Consider the following 22,439-nt stretch of genomic DNA (forward strand, 5'->3'; position numbering starts at 1 on the left):
GTTGATTACTTGTCCGTATTTGCACCCTATTCGGACTGGATCGGGCCCGTTTGATATCTTTCTGGCCGAATCGGAACCCTGTTCGGACTGGATCGAGCCCGTTTGTTGACTTCTTGTCCGAATCGGAACCCTATTCGGACTGGATCGTGCCCGTTTGAGGGCTTTCTGGCCGAATCGGAACCCTGTTCGGACTGGATCGGGCTCATTTGTTGACTTCCTGTCCGAATCGGAACCCTGTTCGGACTGGATCATGCTCGTTTGTTGACTTCTTGTCCGAACCGGAACCCTGTTCGGACTGGATCATGCTCGTTTGTTGACTTCTTGTCCGAACCGGAACCCTGTTCGGACTGGATCGCGCTCGTTTGTTGACTTCTTGTCCGAATTGGAACCCTGTTCGGACTGGATCGCACTCATTTGATATCTTTCTGTCCGAATCGGAACCCTGTTCGGACTGGATCGCGCTCGTTTGATATCTTTCTGTCCGAATCGGAACCCTGTTCGGACTGGATCATGCTCGTTTGTTGACTTCTTGTCCGATATGGAACCCTGTTCGGACTGGATCGTGCTCGTTTGTTGACTTCTTGTCCGAACTCGAAACCCATTCAGGTTCTTATTCAATTCCACTTCGTTTGTCCGAATTCACCTAATAACATTTTATAAAATGTAGCATCTATCTATTTCGAGTCATACCAAGTTGGACCGTAGGCATAGTCTACTTTTAACGGTACTTTTAGTTCGATGGCATTTTCCATGACATCTGGGACAATTTCTTTCAAGATCTCTATTTCTTCTGGCGGTGCCTCAAAGATCAATTCATCATGTACTTGCAGCAATAATCTTGTTTGTAATCCTTCACGTTTCAAGCGTTCGGCCATATCAACCATCGCTTTTTTAATAATATCGGCTGCACTTCCCTGAATAGGGGTATTCATCGCGGTTCGCTCCGCAAAGCTGCGCAGATTAAAATTACGGCTTGTGATTTCTGGTAAATAGCGGCGGCGATGCATTAAGGTAGAAACATACCCTTTTAACTTGGCATCTTTTACTATTTCATCGATATATTCCTTCACCCCTGGATAGCTGGCAAAATAGCGGTCAATAAACTCCCCCGCTTCTTTTCGTGAAATCTTTAGACTTTGACTAAGTCCATAATCACTAATTCCGTATACGATTCCGAAGTTTACGGCTTTCGCATGACGACGCATATTTGATGTTACTTCCTCTTTTGATACATGGAAAACATCCATTGCTGTTTTCGTATGAATATCCATTCCTTCACTGAAAGCTGAGATTAGTTTCTCATCCCCTGCAATATGAGCTAACACCCGCAATTCAATCTGGGAATAGTCAGCTGCAAAAATAAGCCAGTCTTTCTCAGAAGGGACAAAGGCTTTGCGAATTTTTCTTCCTTCTTCTAAGCGTATCGGGATATTTTGCAAATTCGGATCCGTTGAGCTTAATCGTCCGGTTTGCGTTAATGCTTGATTAAAAATCGTATGGACCTTGTCAGTTTTTGGATGAATGAACTTTACTAAGCCATCAATATAAGTGGATTTTAATTTCCCTAACTGGCGATACATGAGTATATGTTCAATAATCTCATGACTGCTTTCTAGTTTTTCTAAAACATCCGCTGAAGTGGAATAGCCTGTTTTCGTTTTCTTAATAACCGGTAAACCTAATTTTTCAAATAAAATAACTCCTAACTGCTTTGGAGAATTGATATTAAAGGTTTCACCTGCGGCCTCATAAATTTTTTCTTCTAACTGAGCTAATCGACCCTTTAATTCTTCTCCCATTGCTAGCAAACCATCTTTATCCACTTTCACCCCTATGGATTCCATATCTGCAAGGATAATGGAGAGTGGCAATTCTAAATCATGATACAATTCAAGCTGTTGGTTTTCTTTAAGTTCAGACTCCAATTTATCCTCTAAATCTTCTAACACTAATGCCTTCCGGACGAGATGCTGTGCAAGCTCTGCCGAATCAGGAACCTTTCTTTTGGCACCTTTTCCATAAAAATTCTCATCCGATTGAATCGATGAAAAACCATATCGTTTTGCAATGGATGCAACGTCCTCAATTGTTTCTGAAGGATTTGCTAAGTAAGAAGCGATTAATAAATCAAAGGTAACTCCGTTTAAATGGATTCCATGATGTCTTAGCGAAACTTCCGACCGCTTTGCATCATATACAACTTTTTTCTTACTGTCATCCTCTGCCCAAGTTTTAAAAATAGGAGACTCTAGAGCCTTATCCGTAGCTATATAAAAATGACCTTTGTCATTTACGAGGGAAAAACCAATAATATCACTATAATGGTAGTTGCCGTCTAATACTTCTACATAGAAAGCATTATGGTCTGAAAAAATAGACTCATTGACCTCTTCCACAATTTCAAAGTCGATGTCTTCCAAAACCTCTGGCTCTTCCGTTTGAAGATCTCCACCCATTTTCTCCAATAAGGATTGAAACCCTAATTCCTTAAATAGACCCACCAATTTTTCATGATCAAATCCATTGTATTCAATGTTTTCTAATTGAACATCAATCGGTGCTTCCCTCATAATTGTTGCCAGCTCCTTGCTCATAATAGCCTGGTCTTTATACGTTTCTAGCTTTTCCTTTAATTTCGCACCGCTTACTTTTTCAATTGAGGATAATAACTCTTCTACCGTATGAAATTCTTTTAATAGCTTAATGGCTGTCTTCTCACCTACACTAGGAACGCCTGGGATATTATCAGATTTATCGCCCATAAGTCCTTTCATATCGATAATTTGTTCTGGACTTAGCCCATACTTTTCTTGGATATGTTCTGGAGTATATTCCTCAATATCTGTAATCCCTTTACGAGTAATCCCGATAGTGGTCTTAGGAGAACTTAGTTGAGTTAAGTCTTTGTCTCCAGTAATTACTTTAATTTCAAAGCCCTCTTTTTCCGCCTGTACGGTTAGAGTTCCGATAATATCATCCGCTTCATAGTTTTCAAGTTCATAGGTTGAAATTCCATAGACCTTAAGCAATTCACGAATATAAGGAAATTGTTCCGATAATTCAGATGGAGTCTTCTGCCTGCCACCTTTATATTCACTAAAGGTTTGATGACGAAAGGTCGTTTTACCAGCATCGAACGCCACCAACATATGGGACGGCTTCTCGTCTTCAAGAATTTTCATTAACATCATCGTGAATCCATAAACAGCATTGGTATGTATTCCTTTATCATTATTCAATAGCGGCAAAGCAAAAAAAGCACGATAGGCTATGCTATTTCCGTCAATTAGAACCAGCTTTTTTGTCAAATCCAACACCCCATTCCATTGACAAGTGTTATATTGTCAACCTATTTTTCCTTTCTAGTTTATCATGATTGCCAATGGAAAGGAAAATAACCGAATGGTTTCGATACCGGATCTCATACAAAAAAGAACCAAATAAAAAAGGCGGAAAGCGATAAGCAATCCACCTTTTTTATTTGGTTCCTTGGATGAAGGGGTATTTCACTTTTGATTATAGCAACGAATTGTTAATTCACCACAAACATAATGTTAATCTATTGTAAAAAATATCCTTTTTCATTCTAATCATTTTCGTGGGAACTTCTTTGACAGTTCAATGCTAAAAACCGTCCCTTGTCCAAGTTTACTTTTAACTTTAACTGTCCCTTTGTGAGCTTCCATTAAATGTTTAACAATCGCTAAACCAAGCCCAGTACCACCTGAATTACGGTCCCTTGCCTTATCCACCCGATAAAAGCGTTCAAAAATTCTTGGGATTTCCTTCTTCTCGATTCCCATTCCCGTATCTTCTACATGTACGGTTACTTTTTTAGCACTTTCCTCCATGGAGATTACTACTTTTCCGTCATTAGGTGTGTAAGATACGGCATTCGATATAATATTAATGAAAACTTGCTTTAGTCGATAAGCGTCCCCTTCAATAAGGAATTTGTCAGAAGCTTTATCAAACTTAATCATAATGTTCTTTTTTGTTGCTCTTCCAGCGACTATGCTAATTGATTCCTCAAGGATGAGGTTTAAATTAACTGGTTGAATAGTCAAGGAGAATCCTTCATTTTCAATTTTGGACAGTTCTAATAAATCGTAGATGAGCGACTGAAGTCTGTCACTCTCTTTTAAAATAATTGATAAAAATGATTCCAATGTTTCCTTGTCTTCCATTGCACCATCTAATAAAGTTTCCGCAAAACCTTTAATCGATGTAACAGGCGTTTTTAATTCATGAGAGACATTAGCAACAAAGTCTTTTCTTGTTTGTTCCAATTTTTTAATTTCTGTAATATCATGAAAAACAAGGAGAATTCCTTTCCACACATCATTGGTGCCTAAAATCGGTACACCGTAAACTTCAAAATGACGCCGTTCAATTTTTAACGGAATCACAAGCTGCTTTCTGACCTTTTGTTCCGTCATAAAAATATCTTCAATGATTTTATTAATTTCCTTATGTTTAATAACCTCATAATAGAGCTTGTACAAGTATTGTGATGATTTTACATCAAATATTTCTTTATATGTACGATTGACTAAGTTGATGTACCCATGCCCATCAATTAAAATTAATCCGCTCCCCATATTTTCAATCAAGGTACTTAAACGATCTTTTTGCATCTCATGCGCTTTCATCATATCTTGTAAATTACGAGCGAGAATATTTAAAGAGGAGTTCAGCATGCCAATTTCACCATTTTGATCTTCAAAAGTCCGAGCATGGTAATTTCCCTTTGCTAATTCAAATGCTAATTTCGTAGCCCGTTCAATAGGTCTAGTATAACGATTCATAATATTGCGACCAAGAATGACAATCACAATAAAAGCAAAACTGAAGCTAATGGTCAATAGCCACCAAATTTGCGAATAAGCATGTTTAAGTTCGTCCGTCTTGGAGCTAACCAACACAAACCCTTGTTTTGAACCATCGGTATGAATAGGCTCCCAAAAATACTGGACAGTCACATTTTTCATCCAGGTATAATCCGATTTTGGATTTGTTTGATTTGCAAACATATTTGTTAATGCTGTTTCATATTCTGCTTGATCTTCTTCGATGACTTCTCCACTTTCAAGCACGATATTTCCATTCCGATCGAAAATGGTAATTCTTGCATCTAATTCATGACTAAACTCTGAAATTCTATTCTCATTAAATGAATGGATCCCACCAGCGCCTTCTATATATGAGGAGACTAGTCTAGTTTCTTTGACTAAGTGTTCATCAAAGTTTTTTAAATAAAAAGTATTAAAGATTTGTCCTAATATAATGCCCATGACGATTAGGACAATAATAAGTAGAGCTAATAGAGCAAAAAGAATTTTTGAACGAAACTTGATCATTCCACTTTTGGCTCCTCAAGCTTATAGCCTAATCCCCTTATCGTTTTAATATAAACTGGTTTTTTTGTGTTATGTTCAATTTTTTCACGTAAATGACTAATATGAACGTCGACAATTCTCGTATCTCCGGCAAAATCATAATTCCAAACCGCACTTAATAATTGATCACGAGTTAATACCCTGCCCTTATTCTTTGCTAGGTATAAAAGCAATTCAAATTCCTTTGGTGTGAGTTCTAGTAATTTCTCACCATAATAAGCCTCATATTGCTCTGGATAAATCGATAAGTTGCTGATAACCAATTGCTCTAATTCCTTTTGTTCCGCCTGTTCTGCAGAATCATCTTGGATTTGTGATCTTCTTAAAATCGCCTTGACACGAGCAACGACCTCTCGAGGGCTAAATGGCTTTGTCATATAATCATCCGCACCGAGTTCTAGTCCAAGAACTTTATCAAATTCATCATCTTTTGCTGTCAACATTAAAATTGGTGTAAAGTTTTTTTGTTGTCGAAGTTCCTTACAAACTTCTAAACCATCCATGGAAGGTAACATCAAATCAAGTATAATTAAATCAGGATTTTCCCTCAAGGCCGTGTTTTTTCCGTCTTCTCCGTCCATTTCAGTGATAACTTCATAACCAGCCTGTTTTAAATTATACTGAAGTAATGTTACGATTGACTTTTCATCATCAACAACAAGTACTTTTTTCCCCATTTTAGCCTCCGTTTGAAAAGAAATATTTACCCCGTTACATATATCCAAAGTTCCTTAATTTATACTATACACATAATATTTACAGTTGTACATTACAAAAAATTACACGATTTGCATAGAATGAGGAAAATTAAAAAATTCGAGGATCTACTCCTCGAATTTTTTTACCCATTTAAGCTAATACAGCCATCACATTCTTTACAGCTTCGACTGAACGATCAAGTGCTGTCTTTTCAGCATCTGTTAATTCTAGTTGAATAACTTTTTCAAGACCATTTCCGCCAATAATCGTTGGTACCCCTAGATAAATCCCGTTGTACCCATACTCCCCTTCAAGGTAAGCAATCGTTGGTAATACACGACGTTGATCTTTAACAATCGCTTCTACCATTTCTGTTAATGCAGCTGCAGGCGCATAATAGGCACTTCCATTGCCTAATAGGTTAACAATTTCTCCGCCGCCTTTACGAGTACGCTCTACAATTGCTTCTAGTCGGTCCTCAGGAATTAGTGCTTCTAATGGAATTCCACCTGCATAAGAGTAACGAACAAGTGGTACCATGTCATCTCCATGACCACCTAACACAAAGCCTGTAATGTCTTTAACTGAAAGGTTTAACTCTTGGGCAACAAATGTCCGGAACCGGGCTGTATCTAGTACTCCTGATTGTCCAATCACACGATTTTTCGGAAAGCCTGACTCTTTATATACGGTGTAAGTCATCGCATCTACTGGATTTGTTAACACGATAATATAACAATTCGGAGAGTACTTAACGATTTCTTTTGTGACAGACTTCATAATTTTTTGGTTTGTTTGAACTAAATCATCACGACTCATGCCTGGCTTACGTGCGATTCCAGCTGTAATAATAACAATGTCAGAGTCCTTTGTATCTTCATAGTTGGAGGTTCCAATAATATTAGCATCAAACCCTTGAACAGGACTAGCTTCCAACATATCTAATGCTTTCCCTTTTGTTGGATTTTCCATTTGTGGAATATCAACTAAAACGACATCCCCCAATTCCTTTTGTCCGATGAAAAGTGCTGTTGTAGCTCCCGTAAAACCACTGCCGATAATTGAAATTTTCTTACGCTTAATCCCCATCGTTCAATCTCTCCCCTATTGATCTTATAATTTGATACTACTATGAAACAACTTGTTATTGAAAAATAAAGCATTGTCGTTTTATTAGATGTATATAAATTTAATTTATTTAAAAGAATTTGAATATTAAGTCTACAATTGTTAAAAAGAATGGTCTAATTTCGTCAGTTTAAACTGACGAAACATTAGACCATCTTTTTAAAATCATGATTATTACATGTTTTTAATTAACTCATTACCAAATTCAGAACATTTAACTTCAGTTGCTCCATCCATTAAGCGAGCAAAATCATAAGTAACGATTTTTGAAGCAATTGTTTTTTCCATTGATTTCGTGATTAAGTCTGCTGCTTCATTCCAGCCAAGGTGTTCTAACATTAATACTCCTGAAAGAATAACAGAAGATGGATTTACTTTGTCTAGGCCTGCATATTTTGGAGCTGTACCATGTGTAGCTTCAAAAATAGCATGTCCAGTTACATAGTTAATGTTAGCACCAGGTGCAATTCCGATTCCGCCGACTTGTGCTGCTAAAGCATCGGAGATATAGTCTCCATTTAAGTTCATTGTTGCTACAACTTCAAATTCGCTTGGACGAGTTAAGATTTGTTGTAAGAAGATATCTGCAATGGAATCTTTCACAATGATTTTACCCGCTGCTTCTGCTTCAGCTTGCGCTTTGTTTGCTGCATCTACACCTTGTTCTTCCTTAATGCGATCATACTGATTCCAAGTAAACACTTTATCAGCATATTCTTTTTCAGCTACTTCATAACCCCATTTTTTAAATCCGCCTTCCGTATACTTCATAATGTTACCTTTATGAACCAATGTTACGGATTTTCTACCTTCCTTGATGGCATAATCAATGGCAGCACGTACTAGACGGCTTGTCCCTTCTTCTGATACCGGCTTAATTCCGATCCCTGAAGTTTCTGGGAAACGAATTTTGTCTACACCAAATTCATTTTGTAAAATGCTGATTAATTTTTTTGCATTTTCTGAACCCATTTCATATTCAATACCAGCATAAATATCTTCAGTGTTTTCACGGAAAATAGCCATGTTTGTATCTTGAGGGCGTTTGACCGGTGATGGAACCCCTTCAAACCAACGTACTGGACGTAAACATACATAAAGATCCAATTCTTGGCGAAGTGCTACGTTTAGAGAACGAATCCCCCCACCAACTGGAGTTGTTAATGGTCCTTTAATCGCAATTAAATACTCGCGGATTAGATCAAGTGTTTCTTTAGGAAGCCACTCACCCGTTTGGTTGAATGCCTTCTCCCCTGCAAGTACCTCTTTCCACTGTATCTTACGTTCGCCATTATAAGCCTTTTCAACTGCTGCATCTAATACCTTTGAAGCAGCTGCCCAAATATCGGGACCTGTTCCATCACCTTCAATAAATGGAACGATTGGATTGTTTGGTACATTTAATACTCCGTTTGTTACTGTGATTTTTTCTCCTGTCATGTTAACCTCTCCTCCATGTCTGCACTTAATATGTAAGACTAGAGGCTATACAAGAAAATCCTGAACAGCCTCTAATACAACATAACAAATTTAAACATCTTCTTTATCATATATTCTTGAGAGACCGTTGCGCTTTAATTAGGCACGTCTTTCAATGGAAACATATTCTTGCATTCCAGGGCCCGTGTACTCAGCACGTGGACGAATTAAGCGATTATTTTCATATTGTTCTAGAATATGTGCTAACCAACCTGAAACGCGACTAATTGCAAATATAGGTGTAAATAAATCATGGTCGATTCCTAAACTATGATATACAGATGCTGAGTAAAAGTCCACATTTGGCGGCAACTTCTTTTCACCTGTGACAATCTTTTCAATTTTAATGGACATGTCGTAGTACTGCGGCTGACCTGTTAAGGTTGTTAATTTCAGCGACATTTCCTTTAAGTGTTTGGCACGAGGGTCCCCGTTTTTGTATACACGATGACCAAATCCCATGATTTTCTCTTTCTTGATTAACTTTTCACGTATATATGTTTCAACGTTATTAGGCGTACCGATTTCCATCAGCATTTTCATAACTGCTTCATTTGCCCCGCCATGTAACGGACCTTTTAATGCACCAATCGCTGCTGTAATCCCTGAATAAATATCAGATAGTGTAGCAACACAAACCCTAGCTGTGAATGTAGATGCATTTAATTCATGATCAGCATGCAAAATCAAGGCTTTATCCATTGCTTCGATTGCAATAGGATCAGGCTCTTTTCCTGATAACATATATAAAAAATTTGCAGCAAAACTTAATTCTTCTCTTGGTGGGACAGGCTCCAACCCTTTACGAATGCGCGCAAAGGCTGCCACGATTGTTGGGATTTGAGCTTGCAAGCGAATGGCTTTATGATAATTGGCTTCTGGATCCATTTTATCTGCTTCAGAATCATATAGCGCTAATTGAGATACAGCTGTTCTAAGTGCTGCCATCGGATGAACTCGATCAATTGGATATGTTTTGAATCCATCAAGGACTTCATGAGGTAGTTGGGCGCTCGAGCTGAGTTGCTGCTTTAATTGGTCTAATTGAGGTGCTGTAGGTAACTTTCGATGCCATAATAAGTAGATTACTTCTTCAAAACTAGCATTCTCTGTTAAGTCATCAATATTATAGCCTACATATGTTAATGTATCATTAATGATTGAACTTACGGAAGAAGTAGCTGCCACAACCCCTTCAAGGCCACGCGTAACTGTCATATAAATTCCTCTCCTTTTTATGAATATTCCCCATGAAAATGAAATCCCCCATGCTCAAAGTACATTATTAGTTTATTCAATTAACTAGGAATTATCAGAAATAATTTTCTGAATCTTATTAAATAATTATGCAGGTTATACAAAAATAGATCTTAGATACATATATCTGGTAAGGTGATAGTCGAAAGATGAATTGAGCGGATGTTCAATTATAAACGAAAAGAAAATGCTTTCATAATTGTAAAAAACATATTTTTACATTTTTCATTATATACAATTATCTGATTTTGCACAATTTTAAAAACTTGAAAACAGGATAAAAATTATTAATCGATTAAAAGAATTGCATGATTTTCATGGCTAAATAAGCAATCCCTGCCCCAATTAATGGGCCTACAGCTACCCCTTTAAATAGTGCCACCGAGATAATGGTTCCTAGTACTAGAGCTGTTGTTATATGTGGATCCTTCGCTAAAAGGGTAACTCCACCTTTAGCGAGAAGAGCAACTGCGATACCGGATATAAGAGCAATCCATGCATAGGAAGATTTAAAGGCACCGAGTAAATCCTTAAAGCCGATATCCCCACTTGCAATGGGTGCTAAAACAGCGATGGTAATGACCGTTACTCCCCAATTAATCCCCTTTGTCTGTATAACAGAGAAAACTTTAGAATCTAAACCGCTTAATTTTAAAATCATTAAGAAAACAACCGCAATGGTTAATGATTGGTTTTTGGCAACAAGGCCAATCACTAATAGTAATAATAAAAATAATGTAGCTTGCGAGAACAAGGAAAAAGCTCCCTTCTGTCTAATATTTTATCATACCTGTTTATCCTCATAAAAGCGTTTTTATTAAAAATCACATGACCTATATTTGATTTTGTTTACAAGTTACATATCTTGCTTTATGTTCAAAGTAGAAGGTTTCTTTTGACCATAGTTCTAATAAAGGCAGGTGTTATCATTTGAACCGGATTTATTTCAATCGGATGTTAAGATTTTTATTCGTTGTTGGAATTACCATTTTTTCACTCTTATGTATTTTTTACCTAACAAAAGTTACTTATCCATTCATTATTGGACTAGCCATTGCTTTTTTTATTAACCCACTCGTTAATTTTTTTCACAGAAAGTGTAAAATGCCTAGGTCCCTCTCTGTCATTTTAGTTTTAATGATTGTATTTGCTGTTTTTGCTGGATTGATTACACTATTAATCGCTGAAATTGTTTCTGGAGCTGAGTATTTAGCAAAAGTAGTTCCTCACCAACTAGAAACATTAATTACCCACTTGGAGTATTTATTTGTTTCACAAATTATTCCGCTTTATAATCAGGTTGAAAACCTTGTTGATAACTTGGGGAGCGACGGACAAGAGACCATTGTTAACAATATTCAAAATGTAGGCAACACCATCGGAAGTTCACTCGGAGGGTTTATCCAGAAGTTTTTTGAATTTATTCCGACTATCATTTCTTGGTTTCCAAATGCTGCAACAGTTTTAATCTTTTCCTTACTCGCCACTTTTTTTATCAGTAAAGATTGGGACAGATTGTCGAGGCTCGGAGTCAAATTAGTACCAAAACAGGTGAAAAAAAGCGGGAAAACGGTCTTTATTGATTTAAAAAAAGCCTTATTCGGTTTTTTAAAAGCCCAGGTAACACTAATCTCGATTACAACAGTTATTATCCTGATAGGTTTAATCATTTTACGTGTGGACTATGCCATAACGATTGCCCTTATTACCGGTTTTGTCGATGTGTTGCCTTATTTAGGGACGGGATTAATTTTTGTTCCTTGGATCGTATATGAGATGATTACTGGTAATACCGCAATGGCGCTTGGTCTAGGTGTTTTATACCTTGTTGTTCTTGTACAAAGGCAAGTCATGGAACCAAAAGTTCTTTCAGCCAATATAGGAATGGACCCACTCGCAACACTCATCTCTTTATTTGTCGGTTTTAAATTAATTGGTTTTTTAGGCTTAATCATCGGACCTGTTACCCTTGTCATCCTAACGACCTTACATAAAGCAAATGTATTTCGCGATTTATGGACATATATTAAAGGTGAGGAGATTCATCCTTAATCAAAACATCATAAAATAAAAAAAGGAGGCTGTGTTCATAGGTTGTATACAGCCCCCTTCACAACTATTATTTTAGATTACACTTGCATGCCCGTTATAAATAACGCCTCTTTGCGGATCTACTGTAATTTCTTGACCATCTTTTAAGATCTTTGTTGCATCTTCTACCCCAACCAATACAGGAATACCTAAATTCAAGCCCACTACCGCTCCGTGACTTGTAAGTCCACCTTCTTCAGTAATTAGAGCTACGCATTTCTCAATGGCAGGAACCATTTCCTTGTCCGTACCTTTTACGACTAAAATCGAACCTTCTTTAACTTTCGATAATGCTTCTTCTAGATTATTTGCAACTACTGTTTTTCCATAAGCGGATTTACGTCCAATTCCTTGAGCTTTTGCTAAAATATCTCCTACTACATGGATTTTCATTAAGTTTGTTGTACCTGATTCACTTACAGGAACTCCAGCAGAAATGATCACTAAATCGCCATGTGAAATATACCCGCTGTTCAAACTTTCATCTACTGCATTATCAAGCATTTCATCAGTAGAGTTAGATGTACCTCCAAGAACTGGATAAACCCCAGAAACTAACGCTAAGCGTCTTAAAACAAATTCATGAGGTGTAACAGCGACAATCGGAGACTTTGGACGATACTTAGAAACCATTCGAGCCGTATAACCGCTTTCTGTAGCTGTAATAATAGCTTTAGCCCCCAGATTTAATGCTGTATGAGCAACAGATTGTCCAATTGCATCTGTGATCGAATAATCAATGTCCTTACTATGTGAAGATAAAATCTTCTTATGATCTACAGCAGATTCAGTCCGTGAAGCAATATTATGCATTGTTTGTACTGCTTCGACTGGATAACTACCTGCAGCTGTTTCTCCTGAAAGCATAATTGCATCTGTTCCATCCAAAATAGCATTCGCTACGTCACTTGCCTCTGCGCGAGTTGGACGAGGGTTGCGCTGCATGGAATCCAACATTTGCGTTGCTGTAATAACCGGCTTACCATATTTATTACATTTCTTAATTAAATTCTTTTGCACAAGCGGCACTTCTTCTGCAGGAATTTCCACACCAAGATCTCCACGAGCAACCATTAATCCTTGGGACACTTCTAGGATTTCATCAATATTATCGACCCCTTCTTGATTTTCAATCTTAGGGATAATTTGAATATAATCCGCATTATTTTCTTCAAGTAATCGTCTGATTTCAAGCACATCAGAAGCTCTACGAACAAAAGAAGCTGCGATAAAGTCTACTTGTTGTTCGATTCCGAATAAAATATCTTTGGCATCCTTTTCTGTTATTCCTGGTAATCTTACGGATACACCTGGTACGTTTACCCCTTTTTTATTTTTTAAGGTTCCACTATTTAAAACCTTAACATGGATATGACCTTTGTCTGTATCAATTTTTTCAACTTCAAGACCGATTAATCCGTCATCAAGAAGAATTTTGGAGCCAATATGAACATCTTCAATTAAGCCTTCATATGTAATGGAGAACATCTCCGGTGTACCTTCTACTTCTGTCATCGAAATAATTGTAGATTGTCCTGATGTCAATTCGATGGAACCGTTCACCATATTATGTGTACGAATTTCTGGTCCCTTTGTGTCTAATAGAATCCCCACATTTTTCCCAGTTTGCTTTGCTGCTTCACGGATGTTCTTGATTCGCGCGGCATGTTCATCATGATCCCCATGTGAAAAGTTTAACCGGGCTACATTCATTCCAGCTTCCATTAGCGAAACTAATTTTTCTAAGCTTTCACTAGCCGGTCCAATCGTACAGACAATTTTTGTTTTACGCATTATTTATCCTCCTGTATCCAATTAGATGGAAAGTTCTTTTGATAATCGTAATAGATCTAAATCAATATGATGGATTTCACTTAACACTTTTGTTATATCACTATCAACGATCACATTATTTTGAATTCCAACCGCTCTTCCGCCCCTGTTTTCTAGTAATAATTCAACTGCTCTTGCCCCTAATCGACTTGCTAACACTCGGTCAAATGCACTAGGGGAACCGCCGCGTTGAATATGTCCTAATACAGAAACCCGCGTATCGATATTTGATAATTCTTTAATTTGTTTCCCAATGTCAGGACCACTTGCCACACCTTCAGCCACAATAATAATACTGTGTTTTTTGCCCCGCTCTTGACCTTTTTTCAAACGGGCGCAAATTTCTGGAATGTTGTAGTTTTCCTCTGGAATGATAATCGTTTCTGCCCCACCAGCTAGTCCGGCACTTAAGGCAATATCACCCGCATCCCTACCCATCACTTCAATAATAAATGTTCGTTCATGGGATGTAGCAGTGTCTCTGATTTTATCAATTGCATCAATGACTGTATTTAAAGCTGTATCATAGCCAATTGTATATTGAGTTCCACTAATATCGTTATCAATGGTTCCAGGTACTCCAACACAAGGTATGCCATGCCCTGTTAAAGCCTTTGCCCCTCGGTAAGAACCATCCCCACCAATGACAACGACCCCTTCAATGCCTGCTTTTTTTAATTGTTCAACCGCTTTTAACTGAACTTCTTCCTCTTTAAATTCTGGAAGTCGAGCTGAAAGAAGCATCGTGCCTCCGCGATGAATAATATCACCAACAGAGCCTAAGTTTAACTGTTCGATATTTCCACTGATTAGACCGGCATATCCGCCGAAGATTCCAAACACTTCTACGTTATGATAAATCGCCTTCCGAACAACTGCCCTAACAGCAGCGTTCATTCCAGGTGCATCTCCTCCACTAGTCAAAACCGCAATTTTTTTCATTGCTATTCCTCCTACTCATCCATTCAGTCAAAATATGTATAATACACTAAATATAAGGATTATCTATAAAATAGCATGAAGAAATTATTATCTCAACTAAGTGACGAATAGACGAAATTGTTATTAAACTGAAACCGTTTTATTCATTACCAATATCACATAACCACTGTGTTAACTGAAGAATGGTTCACTTGCAACTATATTAATTGTTATAGTTAAAATTTTGGCTGAGATCCCAATTTTTGCCAAACTTATCTCTCATTCTAACCCCAAAAAGAAAAACGTACTAGAAACAGTACGTTTTTAATTTACCCCTATAATATCTTTTAATAACGAGATTTCGCCTATTTTTTTAAATTTTTCATACCGATGGGCTACAAGCTGTTCACCGTTCATCGTTAATAAATCTTTTAAAGAATTCTTTAATACAGCATCCATTTTGACAGCTTGCTCATTTACGTCTTTATGAGCGCCACCCTTTACTTCAGGTATCACTTCATCGACTATCTCTAATTCTTTTAAATCAGGTGCAGTAATTTTCATGGATTCTGCAGCTTGTTTTGCATGAGAAGAATCCTTCCATAATATTGATGCTGCTCCTTCAGGCGAAATGACCGAGTAAGTAGAGTTCTCAAGCATTAATATATGGTTGCCGACCCCTAATGCAAGAGCTCCACCGCTACCACCTTCGCCTATAACAACACAAATAATTGGAACTGTAAAGCCGCCCATTTCAAATAAATTACGAGCGATCGCCTCACTTTGTCCTCTTTCCTCTGCTGACTTTCCTGGGTATGCTCCCTTTGTATCAATAAAACAAATGATTGGACGACCGAACTTATCGGCTTGTTTCATTAACCTTAGTGCTTTACGATAGCCTTCTGGATGGGGCATTCCAAAATTACGGCGTATATTCTCCTTTGTGTCTTTCCCGCGTTGGTGTCCAATAACCGTCACTGGTAATCCGTGATACTTAGCAATTCCACCTACAATCGCTTCATCATCACCAAATGTACGATCCCCATGACACTCAAAGAAATCGGTAAATAATATAGAAATATAATCGAGTGTAGTTGGTCGATTCGGATGTCGTGCAATTTGCACTCGATCCCAAGGCTTTATATTGCTATAAATATCCTTCTCCAACTTGCCAAGACGGGATTCAAGCTTTTCGATTTCGGATGTTAAATCCACATCTGATTCTTTCGTGAATACTTTTAAATCAGCAATTTTTTGCCTTAACTCAATAATCGGTTTTTCAAATCCTAATTCTCCTACCACTCGGGAACCTCCTTTGGTTGGTGAATATCCAAAATTGTCGTGACTTGATCCTTTAATTCAAGTCGTGGGATAACAGCGTCTAATTGACCATGGTTTAACTGGAACTCTGCTGTCTGGAAATCCTCAGGCAGTTCTTCGCGAATGGTTTGCTCAATAACCCGTTTGCCGGCAAATCCGATTAATGCACCAGGTTCAGCAAGGTTATAGTCACCTAACGAAGCAAAACTAGCTGACACCCCTCCAGTTGTTGGCTGTGTCATAAAAGAAATAAACAAGCCGCCATGATCACTAAATCTTTTCAGTGCTACACTTGTTTTCGCCATTTGCATCAAACTTAAAATTCCTTCTTGCATTCTCGCACCACCTGAAGCCGTGAAAATTATAAAAGGAAGCGATAATTCGTCCGCTTTTTCAACCGCTAAGGTAATTTTTTCTCCTACGACCGACCCCATGCTGGCCATCCGAAAATGAGAATCCATTACAGCCACAACAACTTTTATTCCATTCACATTTCCAATTCCTGTGATGATGGCCTCATTAAGTCCTGTTTTCTGTTGATCTTTTTCAATTTTTTCTTCATATCCTGGAAATTGCAGTGGGTTTCCGGAAACCATGCCTGCATTAATTTCCTCAAATGTATCTTCATCAATAAATGACTGAATTCTTTCCCATGCCTTCATTGGATAATGATATTCACAGTGCAAGCAGACTTTTAAGTTTTTATTCAATTCTCTCGTATACATGATTTTTTTGCAATTCGGGCATTTCGTCATGATTCCTTCAGGAACTTCCTGCTTGGATTTTTCTGAAGGAATGGTGGCATATTTTTTCTTTTGCTTTGTAAAAATATCCTTAAGCAAAGTAGAACCTCCCTTGTTATTAAAATTGAACTCACTTCTAAAGGAAGCTCGTTTTAGGCGTTGTAGCTAGACCTTGATCTAAGTTCAAAAAATGATTATTAGTAAACTATAAAGGAACTTGTCTAAAATCTTTGCTGGAATTTGTCAGTCTTTATTCGACAATCCTCTAACCTTTTCATACGCTTTAAAGACTTTTTCTTGATCCTTTAAAGTTAAAGCTTTAATCAGATCTACATAGTCCTCTTTTCTCGGCTTATACTCTTTAAACCCGAGTGTATGATAGTAATCCTTTAAAATAAGCCAAATTCTTAAAACCAAGTTATTATTAGCCAACTCAATCATCTTCACCATAAAATCATCAAATGACTGCTCTTCATCCATTTGTGCAATGACATTTGCTAATTGACTATCAGAAACCTTTTTATCCATAATGAGGGTTAAACAATCTTTTTCAATTAAAGTTTTAGTTTCAACCACATCTTGTTTGGACTTATCCTCTTGTAAAATGAACGTCCCTAATAACGGAATTAACTGATGGTCCCTAAAATTTCGTATATACGTGCCTTCGCCTCTTTTTGTTTCAATTAATCCCAGTAATTCTAACGCCCTTAATGCTTCACGAACAGAAGAGCGTCCTACATGAAGACGCTCAGATAGTTCACGTTCAGAAGGCAATCGATCACCAGGATTTAATCTATTCTGTTCGATTATGCCTTTAAGTTGTTTGACGATTTCAAGATAAACCTTTGAATTTGCCTGTGAAACATTCACTTGTGCTTCATCACTCACCTTACCGAATACTAGAAAGCTGGCGCGTTTTTTCTTTTACCTCATCTGGGTTCACTTTGATTCGCGCAACCCCTGTTTCCATGGCAGCCTTTGCTACTGCTGCAGCAACAGCTGGTGCGACTCGGGGGTCAAATGGCCCTGGTATCACATAGTCTGCATGAAGATCTTCAATGTTAATCAAATCTGCAATTGCCTGGACAGCTGCAATTTTCATTTTTTCGTTAATATGTGTCGCTCTTACATCAAGAGCTCCTCTGAAAATTCCTGGAAAAGCAAGAACATTATTAACTTGATTAGGAAAATCAGAGCGACCGGTTCCAATCACTGCTGCTCCCGCTTCCTTTGCTAAATCTGGGAGAATTTCAGGGTTTGGATTGGCCATCGCAAAAATGATCGGATCTTGATTCATGGATTTGACCATCTCACTCGTTAACGCTCCTTCAGCAGAAACCCCAATGAACACATCTGCTCCTACAATTATATCTTTTAGACTGCCTTCTTGGTTTTTTGCATTCGTAAACTTAGCAACTTCATTCTTAACAACATTCATACCAACAGGGCGCCCCTCATAGATCGCACCTTTTGTATCACACATGATAATATCACGAACACCGAAGCTGTGAAGTAATTTGATAATTGCAATTCCAGCAGCTCCTGCGCCATTAGCCACCACTTTTATTTCCGTTATTTTTTTATTAACTAATTTCAACGAATTCATTAAGCCAGCAGCCGTCACGATAGCTGTACCGTGCTGGTCATCATGAAAAATCGGAATATTGGTTTCCTTTTTCAATCTTTCTTCTATAACAAAACAATTAGGTGCAGCAATATCTTCTAGATTTACTCCTCCGAAAGTCGGCTCTAACATTTTAACAGTTTCAATGATTTTTTCAACATCAGTTGTGTTTAAACAAATTGGAAATGCATCTACCCCGGCGAAACTTTTAAATAAAACAGCTTTTCCCTCCATAACAGGCAAAGCAGCTTCAGGTCCAATATTTCCCAGTCCTAAAACAGCCGTTCCATCTGTTACAACAGCAACCATATTCCCTTTCATCGTATAATCATATACTGTTTCAGGCTTTTCGTATATTTCTTTACAAGGCTCTGCAACCCCTGGGGAGTACGCCAAACTTAGATCTTTCGCATTTCGAACTTGAACTTTTGATTTTGATTCAAGCTTTCCTTTATTTTGGCTATGCATATGCAAGGCTTCTTCTCTCAATGACATCTTCCCACTCCCTCAAGGATTTAATTTTTCTATAACCTTTAAAACAATCACCCTTAGCCTTTAGTGTCATCTATCCACTGGTCTGACCAGCAAAAGTTCTTTTAAACAATATATCATACTGTTAAATTATTTAGAAGAAAAAATCAAGGTCCACGAAAAAATGTTATGTTGATTATTCGTGCTTTTCAATCATTTCATCTATGTCTTGTGCTAGTTTCATGATCAATTGCTCTTTCCCATTTCTAACTTCCACTTTTCCGCCAACAAGGATGATTTTTCCCTTTTGAAGCAAGGGGGCCGTTGTTTTTAAGACGTTTGGAAAAACGACTACTTCCATCTCTCCACTTTGGTCACTGACCGTTAAAAACGCCATTTGTTCTCCTCTTTTTGTGCGGATTTTCTTTACTTCGCTAATGTAAGCAACGGATCTTCGAAAAGGAGTTTGGTCCTGATAATCATATAATGGAGCAGCCTTTAATGACTGAAACCATCTTTCATAAATCGAGACCGGGTGGTTGGATAAGTAAAAGCCTAATACCTCTTTTTCTAACCTTAGCTTATCTTCTTCCCTAATTGGTTCAACCTCCATATATTTAGGTCGAATGGAGAATTCAACATCGATAAACAAGTCTCCTTGATCCTCATCAACGGGTTTCACTAAGGCCGCATGATCTAAAGCTACATCAATACTCGCTAATAAAACAGCACGATCCTCGCCGAATTCATCAAAACAACCCGCATAAACAAGAGATTCAAGCGTTTTTCGATTGATTGCCTTTTGTGAAACCCTTATACAAAAGTCAAATAAATCGGTAAAGTGTTTCTCTTTTCGCGCTCGGAAGATTTCTCTTAATGCAACCATTCCGACCCCTTTAATTCCTGCTAAGCTGTAACGTATCCCAGCTTTTTCCGGATAAAAGGAATAACCGCTTTTATTAATAGAAGGAGGTAAAATCGCCATGCCCATTTGCTTCATTTCACTTATGTACTGGCTGATCTTGTTTTCATTTCCTGTTACAGAAGTTAAAAGTGCAGCCATAAAGTGAACAGGATAATGAGTTTTTAAATAGGCGAGTTGATAAGCAATCATACTATAGGCGACAGCATGACTGCGATTAAATCCGTAGTTTGCAAACTTAACAATTAAATCATAAATCGAATGGGCTTGCTCGTTTTCGTATCCTAACTTTTTGGCACCTTCAATAAAATGTGCCCGCTCCCGATCAAGAACTTCCTTTTGTTTTTTACTAACCGCTCTTCTTAATAGATCTGCTTCACCAAGCGAAAACCCCGCCATAACCGATGCGATTTGCATGATCTGCTCTTGATAAACGATCACCCCGTATGTGTTTTCAAGAATCGGTTGTAATTGTGGGTGTGGATAGACAACCTTTTCTTGCCCATGTTTTCGATTAATAAACTGGGGAATATTTTCCATTGGGCCTGGACGATAGAGTGCATTCACAGCGACAATATCTTCAAAGCGGGTAGGCTTTAGTTTTGTTAATACATTTCGCATTCCTTCTGACTCAAGCTGGAAAATACCTGTTGTCTGTCCTCGGCTAATAAGCTGATATGTCTCTTTATCATCCATTGGAATAGTTTTTATATCTAATTTCACTCTTGATGTTCGCTCGATCGACGATAATATATTTTCAATGAGCGTCAAATTTCTTAAGCCAAGAAAGTCGATTTTCAAAAGCCCTAATTCCTCTAAATATTCCATTGAATATTGGGTTAAATAGATGCCGTTTTGCCCTTCCCCAATAGGAATAATGTTAACAAGCGGCTCTTCACTAATGACAACACCTGCCGCGTGGGTGGATGTATGCCTCGGGAGTCCTTCTATTTGTAAAGCCGTTTGAAATAAACGCTTATTTTGCTGCGATTCGTTAACAAAATTACGCAATGACTGTGATTCCTTATAAGCATCCCGAAGGTTAATCCCCAGTCTATGAGGAATCATTCTTGATAGCTGGTCTAATTCTTTTGTATTTAAGCCAAAAACCCGGCCCACATCCCGTAATGCCGCCTTTGTGGCAAATGTCCCAAACGTAATAATTTGTGCCACATGGAGTTGTCCATATTTCCCGGCCACATATTGTATGACTTCATCTCTGCGATGGTCTGGAAAGTCGAGATCAATATCAGGCATTGAAACCCGTTCAGGATTTAAAAACCGCTCAAAAAGAAGTCCATGTTGAATCGGATCTACATCCGTAATATATAAAGTAAAAGCAACTAAAGAACCTGCCGCAGAACCTCTTCCTGGCCCAGTTAAAATTCCTGATTCTCTCGCAAATTTCATAAAATCCCAAACGATCAGGAAATAGTCACTAAATTGCATATTTTTAATGACCGTTAATTCATACTGTAAGCGCTCCTTGATTTCTTTCGTTTGCTCTGAGTACCGTTCTGTTAAGCCTTGCTGACATAGCTTTTCGAGTAACGCATCTGCTGACATCCCATTTTCAGTTGGATATTTTGGCAACTTTGTCTTTTGTAACTCAATCATAACATTACAGTCATCCGCAATTTCCAGCGTATTTTGAAGGGCGTCAGGAAGTGCAGAAAACAGTTCTGTCATTTCTTGAGATGTCTTTAAATAATACTGATCACTTAAAAGTCGCTCATGAGTCTCATCCTGTAATTTTTGTCCATTTTTAATCGCCAATAAACATTCATGACTGAAAGAATCTTCTTGGTTTAAATAATAGACACTGTTTGTGGCGACTACTTTAACTTTGTTGCTCTCTGCAATATGGATTAATTTTTCATTTAGTTGAACTTCCTCTGAAATGTGGTGATTTTGCAGACTTATATAAAAAGAGTTACCAAATAACTGTTGATATAAAGTTAAAATTTGATCCATCGACTGCTCATCTTGCTGGAGAACAGCCTGTTCCAATTCTCCTTCCATTCCAGGTGTGATAGCAAATAGTCCTTCGCTATAATGCTTTAACCACTTAACAGGAATTCCCGCTGGCGATTTTGTTTGAACAGCACTGGTGATTTTCAGCAGATTTTGTAATCCGATTTGATTTTTGGCTAAGAGCACTAGAGGAAAAGCCTTATTTTGCTGTAGTTCACTTATGATATCTACAGTTAAACCGATAATCGGCTTTATTCCGTGCTTTAAACATTGTTTATAAAAAGATACAGCCCCGTACATCACATTTCGGTCTGTTAATGCAATTGCTTTGAACCCTTTTTTCTTCGCATCCAATACAAGTTTTTCCACAGATGCGGTACTATTTAATAAACTATACGCGCTATATACATGTAGGTGGATAAAAGACACATCAATCACTTCCCCTTACAAAAGAAACTATATTCCTAATTATAAAGCTAATAGCCTAAAAAGAAAGTATGTTCCCTTTTCGTTTAATCAAAAATCCGAATGTTCTCTGTCCCTTTAATCATAAATTCCTTAACTTGTCCATATGTTTA

The 22,439-nt window shown here is 37.7% G+C and carries 16 protein-coding genes; 1 reads left to right on the forward strand and 15 read right to left on the reverse strand.

The window, feature by feature from the left end; all coding sequences use genetic code 11:
* Positions 1 to 300 precede the first annotated feature (300 nt).
* The 8 genes from R4Z10_RS16970 to R4Z10_RS17005 form a co-directional block, all read right to left on the reverse strand.
* Complete coding sequence (locus R4Z10_RS16970) at positions 301 to 624, reverse strand: hypothetical protein (protein WP_338470473.1); 324 nt, start codon at positions 622 to 624, stop codon at positions 301 to 303.
* Positions 625 to 674: 50 nt separating this feature from the next.
* Positions 675 to 3,308: a DNA polymerase I gene (polA, locus tag R4Z10_RS16975; protein ID WP_338470474.1), complete on the reverse strand. Its 2,634-nt coding sequence runs from the start codon at positions 3,306 to 3,308 to the stop codon at positions 675 to 677.
* Positions 3,309 to 3,590: 282 nt separating this feature from the next.
* Positions 3,591 to 5,360, reverse strand: coding sequence for an ATP-binding protein (locus tag R4Z10_RS16980; protein WP_338470475.1), 1,770 nt, complete (start codon positions 5,358 to 5,360; stop codon positions 3,591 to 3,593).
* Complete coding sequence (locus R4Z10_RS16985; RefSeq protein WP_338470476.1) at positions 5,357 to 6,076, reverse strand: response regulator transcription factor; 720 nt, start codon at positions 6,074 to 6,076, stop codon at positions 5,357 to 5,359. Before R4Z10_RS16985 ends, R4Z10_RS16980 begins: the two co-directional genes overlap by 4 nt.
* Positions 6,077 to 6,248: 172 nt before the next feature.
* Complete coding sequence (mdh, locus tag R4Z10_RS16990) at positions 6,249 to 7,187, reverse strand: malate dehydrogenase (protein ID WP_338470477.1); 939 nt, start codon at positions 7,185 to 7,187, stop codon at positions 6,249 to 6,251.
* A 213-nt stretch (positions 7,188 to 7,400) separates the two neighbouring features.
* Entirely contained in the window at positions 7,401 to 8,666 is a 1,266-nt protein-coding gene (gene icd, locus R4Z10_RS16995) for an NADP-dependent isocitrate dehydrogenase (RefSeq protein WP_338470478.1), read from the reverse strand.
* A gap of 138 nt (positions 8,667 to 8,804) precedes the next feature.
* Positions 8,805 to 9,923: a citrate synthase gene (gene citZ / locus R4Z10_RS17000; protein ID WP_338470479.1), complete on the reverse strand. Its 1,119-nt coding sequence runs from the start codon at positions 9,921 to 9,923 to the stop codon at positions 8,805 to 8,807.
* 334 nt (positions 9,924 to 10,257) lie between these two features.
* Positions 10,258 to 10,716 carry a DUF441 domain-containing protein gene (locus R4Z10_RS17005; protein ID WP_338470480.1) on the reverse strand — a complete coding sequence of 153 codons (459 nt, stop codon included), beginning with the start codon at positions 10,714 to 10,716 and terminating at the stop codon, positions 10,258 to 10,260.
* 200 nt (positions 10,717 to 10,916) lie between these two features.
* Here R4Z10_RS17005 and ytvI point away from each other — a divergent pair, with 200 nt between their 5' ends.
* Positions 10,917 to 12,014 carry a sporulation integral membrane protein YtvI gene (ytvI, locus tag R4Z10_RS17010; RefSeq protein ID WP_338470481.1) on the forward strand — a complete coding sequence of 366 codons (1,098 nt, stop codon included), beginning with the start codon at positions 10,917 to 10,919 and terminating at the stop codon, positions 12,012 to 12,014.
* Positions 12,015 to 12,086: 72 nt separating this feature from the next.
* On the opposite strand, the gene pyk is transcribed toward ytvI, so the two are convergent.
* From pyk to dnaE, 7 genes are all read right to left on the reverse strand, one after another.
* A complete protein-coding gene (gene pyk, locus R4Z10_RS17015; RefSeq protein WP_338470482.1) occupies positions 12,087 to 13,847 on the reverse strand; it encodes a pyruvate kinase in 1,761 nt (586 codons plus the stop codon).
* Between the two features lie 21 nt (positions 13,848 to 13,868).
* A complete protein-coding gene (gene pfkA, locus R4Z10_RS17020; RefSeq protein WP_338470483.1) occupies positions 13,869 to 14,828 on the reverse strand; it encodes a 6-phosphofructokinase in 960 nt (319 codons plus the stop codon).
* Positions 14,829 to 15,131: 303 nt separating this feature from the next.
* Positions 15,132 to 16,109: an acetyl-CoA carboxylase carboxyl transferase subunit alpha gene (accA, locus tag R4Z10_RS17025; RefSeq protein WP_338470484.1), complete on the reverse strand. Its 978-nt coding sequence runs from the start codon at positions 16,107 to 16,109 to the stop codon at positions 15,132 to 15,134.
* Positions 16,103 to 16,969: an acetyl-CoA carboxylase, carboxyltransferase subunit beta gene (gene accD / locus R4Z10_RS17030; protein ID WP_338470485.1), complete on the reverse strand. Its 867-nt coding sequence runs from the start codon at positions 16,967 to 16,969 to the stop codon at positions 16,103 to 16,105. Before accD ends, accA begins: the two co-directional genes overlap by 7 nt.
* Positions 16,970 to 17,113: 144 nt before the next feature.
* Positions 17,114 to 17,758: a GntR family transcriptional regulator gene (locus R4Z10_RS17035; RefSeq protein WP_338470486.1), complete on the reverse strand. Its 645-nt coding sequence runs from the start codon at positions 17,756 to 17,758 to the stop codon at positions 17,114 to 17,116.
* Position 17,759: 1 nt separating this feature from the next.
* A complete protein-coding gene (locus tag R4Z10_RS17040) occupies positions 17,760 to 18,989 on the reverse strand; it encodes a malic enzyme-like NAD(P)-binding protein (RefSeq protein WP_338470487.1) in 1,230 nt (409 codons plus the stop codon).
* A gap of 172 nt (positions 18,990 to 19,161) precedes the next feature.
* Positions 19,162 to 22,290, reverse strand: coding sequence for a DNA polymerase III subunit alpha (gene dnaE / locus R4Z10_RS17045; protein WP_338470488.1), 3,129 nt, complete (start codon positions 22,288 to 22,290; stop codon positions 19,162 to 19,164).
* Between the last annotated feature and the right edge of the window lie 149 nt (positions 22,291 to 22,439).

The organism is Niallia sp. XMNu-256, from assembly GCF_036670015.1.
In the GTDB taxonomy this organism is placed as follows: domain Bacteria; phylum Bacillota; class Bacilli; order Bacillales; family Cytobacillaceae; genus Bacillus_BD.